The organism is Nostoc sp. FACHB-892, assembly GCF_014698795.1.
Taxonomy (GTDB): domain Bacteria; phylum Cyanobacteriota; class Cyanobacteriia; order Cyanobacteriales; family Nostocaceae; genus Nostoc.
In genome coordinates this window covers 1-8,644 of record NZ_JACJTR010000102.1, presented here as the reverse complement: position 1 = coordinate 8,644, position 8,644 = coordinate 1, and the positions used below count along the sequence as shown (strand labels likewise).

Sequence of the window (8,644 nt, the reverse complement as noted above, 5' to 3'; positions counted from 1 at the left end):
CTGAAGATGCCGTCGCTACGATGGTTGAAGATGCTTACGTTAACCACATCCCGGTAATGACTGGGGGAGTCGGGAAACCAGCAGTGCGCGAGTTTTATTCCAAATACTTGATTCCACAGATGCCGCCGGACACGGAGTTGACCCTAATCTCGCGCACGATCGGAACGGATCAACTCGTCGATGAAATGGTGTCTACGTTCACTCATACGATCCAGATGGACTGGATGCTACCTGGCGTTGCCCCCACCGGAAAACGGGTGGAAGTGCCAGTAGTAGCGATCGTCCAGTTCCGTGACGGCAAACTAGCCCACGAACACATTTACTGGGATCAGGCAAGTGTATTGGTTCAAGTCGGCTTGCTCGATCCGGGTACACTTCCCGTCGTGGGCGTTGACAGTGCGCGTAAGGCGATCAATCCCAACTTACCTTCAAACACACTAATCGAGCGCGACTAAGTGTAGGAGCCAGCAAACATCAATACCCAAACCCGCCATCCCGCCCAGCTACTCCCGGATCGAGCGAATTTTAGCAGTAGCACCCAAGTACGGCATCGAATTCATCGTGTGAATTAGAGCAATGCTCAAACCCGGCTCCTACAACCAGAATCGTTACTCATCCTGGTTATAGATCGAGGCGCTTCTTGTTGCTGGCTCCTACACGTATTGCTGCCCATTGAGTTTTTGACGCAAGTAACATAACCATTCACAACAAGAGGTAACTATCATGATGCTTAAAGACAAGGTTGCTTTAGTGACGGGAGGGACATCGGGCATTGGTAGAGCTACCGCGTTAGCGTTCGCGCAGCGTTCCGAAGGAAAGCTTAACGAAGTTATCGCTTATGCCCAACAACAAGCAAGGGTGGTGGTGGTGGGTCGTCGAATGGATGAAGGTGAAGAAACTGTTCGATTGATTAAGGAAGCTGGCAAAGAGGCGATTTTTGTGCAAGCAGATGTCACGAAAGAAGCCGATGTTAAAGCAATGGTTGATAAAGCGGCTGGCGTTTTTTATCGGTTAGATATTGCCTTTAATAATGCAGGAACTGTCGGCGAAAATCCCTCATTGATTGAGCAAACAGAAGCTGAATATGATCGCACTATGAACGTCAATTAATTCTGAGAATATTCTGATGATAATTCAGGAAAGACTAACTAGAAAAACATATTTTGAGTATGGTGTAGGAAAGTTAGAGGCACTCTGTCATGCAGCAGGGATGACCGCCAAAACCCCACAAATACTAGAGATGTTTCAATCCCTAACTTCACCCTGGAGTAACAAAACTATTGAAAATTATCCGCTGTGGTTATCTGATATCGCAGATGACTATACTCCCTTTGAATTCTCAGTAGCTTTTGAGGGCAATCAGCCGGAATTGCGAATTTTGTTTGAAGCTCAAGGTAACTCTCCAAATCTTGAGTCATATTGGCAGGCAGGGCTTCAGATTAACCAGTTGCTTGTAGATGTCTTCAAGGTCAACCTGGAGCGATTCTATGCAGTTGAAGATATCTTTTACCCCAAAAATTCAGAAGCAAAATTTGTACTGTGGCATAGTGTTTGTCTTTGGGCGGAGCGAGAACCAAAATTCAAGCTCTATCTCAATCCACAAATTCAGGGTAAGAGCCAGGCTGGTGCAGTAATTAAAGAAACTTTAATTCGCCTTGGCTTTACGAGTGCCTGGTCAACCTTAGCTGAAATTTCAGCCCAACGCGAACTAGGCAAAGACGAATTTTGTTACTTCTCCCTCGATCTATCTCACGGGCAGGATGCTAGAGTAAAAATTTATTTACGACATTATGATGCAACACCAGAATACTTGGAAAAGGTGCTAAGTATAGCTCGTAACTATGTGCCAGGAGATGCAACAGAATTTTGTCAAGCAATGGTAGAAGAAGTTCACTTGTTCTCAGCCAAACCAATCATTTCGGCTTTTGCCTTCGTGACAGGAGATGATGTTACTCCCTCAAGCGGAACTTTGCACTTACCTATTGCTCACTATGCTCCTAATGATGCTATAGTTCGAGACCGCTTGCATAATTATTTTACGAAACACAATTTGCCACTCTCTAGCTACAATTCAATTATTGAAGCATTTGCAACCCGTCCTCTTGAAGAGGGAAGTGGGATACACCAATATACCTCACTCCGGCGGGAAAATCAGGAGCAACGAATAACATTGTATTTGGCTGTAGAAGCGCACAAAGTTAACCCTCCCCAAGACGCAGGAGCGACAAAAATTATGAAAACTCCCTCGCCATTGGAAGAGATAGTTTTGCATTACGAACACAATAGCGTTACCAACCACCCATTCCTACAGCGCTTGCAGGAAGAGCAAGTTAATCCTCCCCATCTCTGGATTTTACTTGCCAATGTTCAGAAGGGCATCGTCGAAAATTTCGCCCGTCGCCTTGCTAGTGTTATTGCCCGAATTGATGATGAGAAAATTCGTTGTATTCTTACTAAACAGCTGAATGATGAATTGGGAGATGGAGACTTTTCTCGCACCCATCGAAAGCTGTTTAATAAACTCATGACAGCGATCACTACCTGGCAACCGACGATAATAACCGAAGCAACTTTTGCTCCTGGAAAAGAGCTGAGTCAGTATATGGAAGAGGTATACTCAGACCCAAACCCGTACATTGGACTGGGAGCAGCAATAATCATGGAAATTCGCGGCAAGCAGTTCGATATATGTGTAGGCAAGGAGTTTCGTCGGACAAAAGTCGAGCTTTCCTCTTGTGAATGGCTGACAATGCATGAGGAACTCGAACTCGGTCATGCCGACGAATCTCTCACTCTAGCCCGCCTCATACCAGACTCGAATGAGATGATAGAAGCTGTACAAAGAGGTGCAGACAGTACTAACACTGCACTAACGAATTTTCTCAATGGTGTTTACCAACTATGCTTGATCTCATAGAAATAAAAGACCAAAGAGGAAACTTTTATGTCAGTTATTGAAGTTAGCTCTTTGCGGCAACAATTTCCCCTCTTCAAGGAACGGAACTACCTAGCAACTCACAGTCTTGGTTGTCTTCCTCATGAAGCGTTTTTAGATATTGAAGAGTACAAACAAAGCCTATTCTTGGGTAGACGAGCGTTACCTGTTTGGCTGGAAAGGTATGAGGAAATATTCGGGCTGATCGAACGACTTCTCAATGCCCCATCTGGATCGGTAGCACTGGGGCCGAGCGCTACCGCCTGTCAAGCTGCGATCGCAGCTACCTTGAACCCGACTGCCAAACAGAATTGCATCATAATTTCCGAGCTAGACTTTCCATCCTGTCGCTATCTTTGGGCTGCTCAATCTCGTCGAGGGTTTCAAATTACTGAAGTTGTGGCTGTCGATAAAATATCTATTCCCGCCGAGGCTTTGGTAGCAAAAATCGACGAGCGAGTAGCAGTAGTAGCAATATCCTTAGTGTCCTATCTCAATAGTTCTCGCATTGACATTAATGCGGTTATTGCAGCTGCCCATAGAGTAGGGGCGATCGTCATTCTTGATGCCTATCAAGCTGTTGGTCTGATTCCGTTAGACGTAACAACACTTGATGCTGATGTGGTAGTTGGTGGCACTCACAAATGGCTGGGGGGAGGGCTAGGTTTAGCCTTTGCCTACGTTCGTCCATCCCTTGCAGAACAACTTGAACCAATCTATCCAGGTTGGTTTAGTCACTCCAATCCCACCGCATTTGAATCAACATTTACACCCGCTCCTGGGGCTCGACGGTTTCAGCAAGGAACTCCAGCGATGGAGCCTATTTATACCTCCCGCGCTGGACTTCGCTTTGCTCTTGAATTTGGTGTTGAGCAGATTTATCAGCGAAATCAATCACTTACCACTTATCTTATTGCCGCTGCTGATGCTTACGGCATTAAAGTAAATACTCCGCGTACTTTAGGTACCCGGGGGGGAACAGTTTGTTTGGGAGTGAACAATCCCCTGACTGTAGCACAGGAGCTGGCGAAGTTAGGCATTGATGTTGACACGCGTTCTGAACTTGGGATCAGAGTGTCTCCCCATCTATGTAGTACCGAGGAAGAATGCGATCAATTTATAGAGAGCCTTATTAAACTTACATATAAAAACTGAGGGCGTTGCAGAGGCGTTGCTGAATCACAATATGAATTATACGATTGCCACAACCGGACGCAGGATAATTTTTTACGCTCAATTAGGGTGTCAAAATAGCGATTATCCCACAGACCCCAACTTATATTCTATAGATTAGTTCAGAGAAAACTCTATTTTTGAATCGTGTCGAAGCCCATCCCGATGGATCTATTTCTTACTCTTGAGACTCTATCTTTTGGATAAATTTCTGAATTGCTTGTAAATACGAGTTACTTCCAGGTTGATAAATTTGGACATGTTTTCCTTTTGGAATTAATAAAAGTTGTTTGGGTTCAAGGGCAGCATTATATAACTGCTGACTCATGTAGGATGGAACGTAAGGATTCAGGTCTAATATTGCGGAAGCAAAGAAGGGCGAGATTGAGAATTAACAGAGCCAGCCAATAGAGATTGAGCAAAAAAATCAATCACAGAGCGACCTTGACGACGACAAGTCTGCACCACCGTCAACAAATTGGCAGTATGTTGAAACCGCTCCATCGAACGGGAACCACCACTTACCTTACGTTTTGTCACAGCCAAACGCAGCGTTCGCGAAGCGTGTCCGAAGGACTCTCGTTCGGCCTGATTATTATCAGGAGGAACTTCAGGATTTTCAAGGAAATACCACCATTGGCTGGCTTTATCACGCAAAGAACGTAAAAGCTGACCGGCTGTAGCTCCAGCTAAGTCAATCCATTGATTGAGCGAAGATTGTAACTTACATTTGAATTGATTGACCCAATCGTTGTAACTGGTGGAGTCAAGAGTCTCAAACCATTGAGCGTAATTTTTAAAGGCTTCATCAATTAAATCAACAAACGCTTCGCCAATCGCTTGATTGTCAAGACCTGGAAGTTGAATTAATTTTTTGAAATGACGGCGTAGATGAGCCAAACATTTTTGTTGGGCAAAAGCTTGATAGCCATTGTAAACACTATAGTCATCAGAACTGATGACACCAAAATATTGAGTTCCTAAAATGGCTTCTAGTTCAGCTCTAGAACGAGTATCGGCCGCAGTAAAAAGGCAGAATTCAGAATTGGCAATTACCCACAACCATTCTTTAACTCCCTTGACTGACCAAGGCGTTTCATCCACATGGATATTAGGTTGTGTCTGTTTTAGCCAATTACTTAACTCAGTGATGCTCGGATCAATTGCTTGAGTTATTCGTTCATTGGTTGCAACTAACGTCCCCAGCCCAATATCGATTTGCCCCAGTTCCCACAACATTTCCTGCTGTTTTTCATAAGGCATTGGTGAAGGCACTGTCAAATCTCATGTCAATCGGATTTTGAATAAGTTAGATGTTAGCGATCGCACCCAAGCTGTAATTGTTGCCGTTAAACGCGGCATTGTCAGTTTGTAAGGTGTACTTTCGATCAGATTCGGATTCTAACTTAAGTTATAGCTAGCCTTCTACTTTGCGATAGCACGGTTACTCTATCGATTTGTACTGTAAAAATTTTAACTTGCTATAGACGACAGCTTGAAGGCGATCGCCTATATTGAATTTATGCAAACAGTCATGCAAATGGATTGAGCAAGTGAATCGCAAGGTTCCATGTTTGACACAGATGTAGAAAGATGATCACGACCATAGTTCCAGTTCTTTAGTTGTGCCAGCTTCAACCCAAGATCACAGTCAAGGTGTGCTAAGTGCCGCCGTGGTGTTAGTGATGTATGGGGATTATCAATGTCCTAGAAGTGCAGCCGTTTACAAGCTGATTAAAATCATTCGACAAGAGCTTACGGTTTCTTTTAAAGAGGATTATTTACAGCAGTTTGCGACTTAATTTTGTATAAGAGCAGCCATGTAACAATTGAATTGGTTTTCTATTGCTGTACTTGATAGAGTTGCAAAACGCTGTACATTCATTCAAAAGGTGAATCCATGAAACCCAAAGGTGAAACCATGAAACTTCAATATCGCGGTGTTAGCTACGAATACGACGCTTTGAAGCGTGAAAGCCAGAACAAAAGACCTTCTAATTTGACTTACCGTGGGGTTCCCTATCGTATCGATCCGAATACAAAGCAGAGTAAAGTTCCTGTACAACCAGTAGCTTATAGATTGGTGTATCGAGGAAGTGCCTACTTTGTGAATAAAACTGCACAGGAAGAAGTTAGCGTAGTTACTCAACCGGAAAGCACATTTAATTTGTACAACTCAATATAGAGACTCTGATGAACGAATCTCATGTAATTCCAGTGCTGAGATCGCCGCAGGACTACCGAGCTTACCGCAACTTTGCTGAACTGATTCACTGCAATTAATTTCTGCAATACACAATGAATAATTTTGATTTATCCCGAAGACGTTTCCTCAAAGTTGCCTCTTTGGGTCTGGGAGGGTATGCTTTCAGCCACAGCATTGGTAATCTTAGTTCTTGGGCTGTCAAGAGCGAACCTGTCACCGCTATCATTATCGGCAGTGGTTTCGGTGGTTCAGTGGCAGCACTCAGGTTAGCCCAAGCGGGAATACACAGTATCGTCTTAGAACGTGGTCGTCGCTGGCCAATTACCCCAAAGCAAAATACCTTTGCTACACTCCGCTCCCCCGATGGTCGTTCTTCTTGGCTGAGTTCTGTTGCTACTTTTGGTGATCCTGTCCCTATCGATGTTTACACTGGTGTATTGGAATTACTGCCAGAAGACGGAATCAATGTCTATGCAGGTGCAGGAGTTGGTGGTGGCTCTCTAGTCTATAACGGAGTTACCTATCAACCTACAAAAGCTAATTTTGAGAGAGTATTTCCGAGAGCAATTTCTTATGAACAGATGGATCGGGTTTACTATCCCCGTGTGCGCTCGATTTTGCAACCTAGTCCTATTCCCTCTGATATCCTAGCCACAGAATATTACCGTCTGGCACGAGTCGCCTTACAACAAGCAACCAACGCCGGACTGACAGGTAAATTAGTAGATGTAGCTTTAGATTGGGATGTAGTGCGTCAAGAGATTGCTGGAGAGCGTGTTGCTTCTGCGATCGCTGGTGAGTGTTGGTTTGGTAACAATAGTGGCTGCAAGAAAAGTCTAGATCGCAACTACCTGCTGCAAGCCGAGCAAAGTGGATTCACACAAGTCTTGCCGTTGCATGTAGTTACAGATATATATGAAGTACCAAGGTACGGCTATACTGTTGTTTGTAATCAAATTGACGAAGGTGGGAATGTCCTTGGTCAGCGCACTTTCTTCAGCAAGTATGTTTTTTTAGCTGCTGGTTCCATAGGTACAACTAAATTATTAGTCAAGGCCAAAGCTAAAGGAAATTTGCCTAGGCTCAATAAACATTTAGGCCAGTTTTGGGGTGCCAATGGAGATACTTTTGGCTTACGAACTGGTTTACCTCCTACCAATCCCAGCCAAGGAGGTACTGCCAGTGCTGCTATTGAAGACTATACCAATCCTTTGAGTCCAACAGTATTATTGCCAGGTCCCCAGTGGAATGAAACTCAAGAGGGATTGCTCTATCATCTAGGTATAGGAATTAGCCCCGCTTTAGGCAGCTTTCATTATGATCAATCTACTGATAGTGTCAAACTAACTTGGCCTAACAACAATCCGGCAATTGTTAAAGTACGTGAAGCTGCCTTGCGTACCTGCGAGACTCTCAATCGAGGCAATATTACCAGTGAGTACCAACCCTCAACCGCTTATGTAGTAGACGGAATCACAGGACATCCACTGGGTGGTGCTGTATTAGGTAAGGTCTGTGACTATTACGGTAGAGTTAAAGGTTACAAAGGTTTGTACGTTGTAGACGGTGCTATGATTCCAGGTTCTACTGGTGCTGTCAATCCATCTTTCACTATTGCTGCACTTGCGGAACGATGCTTGGAAAGGATCATTCCAGAGTTTAAGCTTGGTAAAGTTTGGTAAGTTTTGAAAAAATTTTTAGTATTTGCTGCAAGCAGGTGATGATACTTCATCTGTTCAAAGACGAGCGCCCCCACCAAATCGGCGTAGATATAGCGAAGCTGTCACCAGTGGCAAGCTTATCCTTTAATTTTCGGCAATCTTTTCGGTTCTTGGCAACTTTTGGTGATGATGGAAAGTTACGCACTTTAAGGCAGAAGGCAGGAGGCAGAAGGCAGAAGGGTTTTAAAGATTTTGCCTTTCATTATGGAGTTTGTGACTTGTGATCAAGGTTCAGATCCAACTTCCAACCAAGATTGTCATGTAGATGTTCTGTAAAGCTTACAACATAAGGATTTCTGGAATTCTCTTCTTTCTTACTTCTGCCCTCTGCCCTCTGCCTTCTGCCCTACCCCAGCCAAGATCACCAAAAGTTGCCAAGAACCATTATCCTTTAAGGATACCAGCCAAATTGATTTTCTGGCGTTGCATAAATGCGGGATGAATTAACTAAATACAGGTATTTCTCTATACTTCAAGTAATGGAGTAACAAGCGAATTGAGTATTTAAGCATATCTACTGACTTGGAATAGCATAATGTTTTGCGATGTAGGCGTGCCAGATAATGACGTAAACGTGTATTTTCACCTTCTACTCTGGTCATATATGTT

General features: G+C 43.9%; 8 protein-coding genes and 3 pseudogenes. 9 read left to right on the top strand and 2 right to left on the bottom strand.

Going from position 1 to position 8,644, the window contains the following annotated elements; translation table 11 throughout:
* The 4 genes from H6G96_RS39370 to H6G96_RS39355 form a co-directional block, all read left to right on the top strand.
* A partial coding sequence (locus H6G96_RS39370) for a nuclear transport factor 2 family protein (RefSeq protein WP_190919923.1) occupies positions 1-455 on the top strand: 455 nt, incomplete at its 5' end.
* A gap of 268 nt (positions 456-723) precedes the next feature.
* On the top strand, positions 724-1,110 hold the full coding sequence (locus tag H6G96_RS39365) for an SDR family NAD(P)-dependent oxidoreductase (RefSeq protein WP_242063637.1): 387 nt from the start codon (positions 724-726) through the stop codon (positions 1,108-1,110).
* Positions 1,111-1,126: 16 nt separating this feature from the next.
* The gene (locus H6G96_RS39360; RefSeq protein WP_190919922.1) at positions 1,127-2,917 is read left to right on the top strand and encodes an iron-containing redox enzyme family protein; all 1,791 of its coding nucleotides are present in this window, start codon (positions 1,127-1,129) and stop codon (positions 2,915-2,917) included.
* A gap of 27 nt (positions 2,918-2,944) precedes the next feature.
* The gene (locus H6G96_RS39355) at positions 2,945-4,090 is read left to right on the top strand and encodes an aminotransferase class V-fold PLP-dependent enzyme (RefSeq protein WP_190919921.1); all 1,146 of its coding nucleotides are present in this window, start codon (positions 2,945-2,947) and stop codon (positions 4,088-4,090) included.
* A 372-nt stretch (positions 4,091-4,462) separates the two neighbouring features.
* Here the strand turns inward: H6G96_RS39355 and H6G96_RS39350 are convergent.
* Positions 4,463-5,371, bottom strand: a pseudogene (locus H6G96_RS39350) (IS66 family transposase); the annotation flags it as partial.
* Here H6G96_RS39350 and H6G96_RS39345 point away from each other — a divergent pair.
* The 5 genes and pseudogenes from H6G96_RS39345 to H6G96_RS39330 all read left to right on the top strand — a co-directional run.
* Positions 5,370-5,483 (top strand): annotated as a pseudogene (locus H6G96_RS39345) (LuxR C-terminal-related transcriptional regulator); the annotation flags it as partial. The pseudogenes H6G96_RS39350 and H6G96_RS39345 overlap by 2 nt on opposite strands.
* 250 nt (positions 5,484-5,733) lie before the next feature.
* Positions 5,734-5,892, top strand: a pseudogene (locus H6G96_RS42105) (disulfide bond formation protein DsbA); the annotation flags it as partial.
* A 116-nt stretch (positions 5,893-6,008) separates the two neighbouring features.
* The gene (locus tag H6G96_RS39340) at positions 6,009-6,293 is read left to right on the top strand and encodes a DUF4278 domain-containing protein (protein WP_242063636.1); all 285 of its coding nucleotides are present in this window, start codon (positions 6,009-6,011) and stop codon (positions 6,291-6,293) included.
* A gap of 113 nt (positions 6,294-6,406) precedes the next feature.
* The gene (locus H6G96_RS39335; protein ID WP_190919920.1) at positions 6,407-7,996 is read left to right on the top strand and encodes a GMC oxidoreductase; all 1,590 of its coding nucleotides are present in this window, start codon (positions 6,407-6,409) and stop codon (positions 7,994-7,996) included.
* Between the two features lie 38 nt (positions 7,997-8,034).
* The gene (locus H6G96_RS39330; RefSeq protein ID WP_190919919.1) at positions 8,035-8,259 is read left to right on the top strand and encodes a hypothetical protein; all 225 of its coding nucleotides are present in this window, start codon (positions 8,035-8,037) and stop codon (positions 8,257-8,259) included.
* Positions 8,260-8,478: 219 nt separating this feature from the next.
* On the opposite strand, the gene H6G96_RS39325 is transcribed toward H6G96_RS39330, so the two are convergent.
* Positions 8,479-8,644: IS1 family transposase (locus H6G96_RS39325; RefSeq protein WP_190914621.1), on the bottom strand; the 166-nt coding region annotated here is incomplete at its 5' end.

Coding starts and splice junctions, on each gene's coding strand:
- H6G96_RS39330 (WP_190919919.1), top strand. CDS start 8,035: ATGATACTTCATCTGTTCAAAGACGAGCGCCCCCACCAAATCGGCGTA.
- H6G96_RS39360 (WP_190919922.1), top strand. CDS start 1,127: ATGATAATTCAGGAAAGACTAACTAGAAAAACATATTTTGAGTATGGT.
- H6G96_RS39340 (WP_242063636.1), top strand. CDS start 6,009: ATGAAACCCAAAGGTGAAACCATGAAACTTCAATATCGCGGTGTTAGC.
- H6G96_RS39335 (WP_190919920.1), top strand. CDS start 6,407: ATGAATAATTTTGATTTATCCCGAAGACGTTTCCTCAAAGTTGCCTCT.
- H6G96_RS39355 (WP_190919921.1), top strand. CDS start 2,945: ATGTCAGTTATTGAAGTTAGCTCTTTGCGGCAACAATTTCCCCTCTTC.
- H6G96_RS39365 (WP_242063637.1), top strand. CDS start 724: ATGATGCTTAAAGACAAGGTTGCTTTAGTGACGGGAGGGACATCGGGC.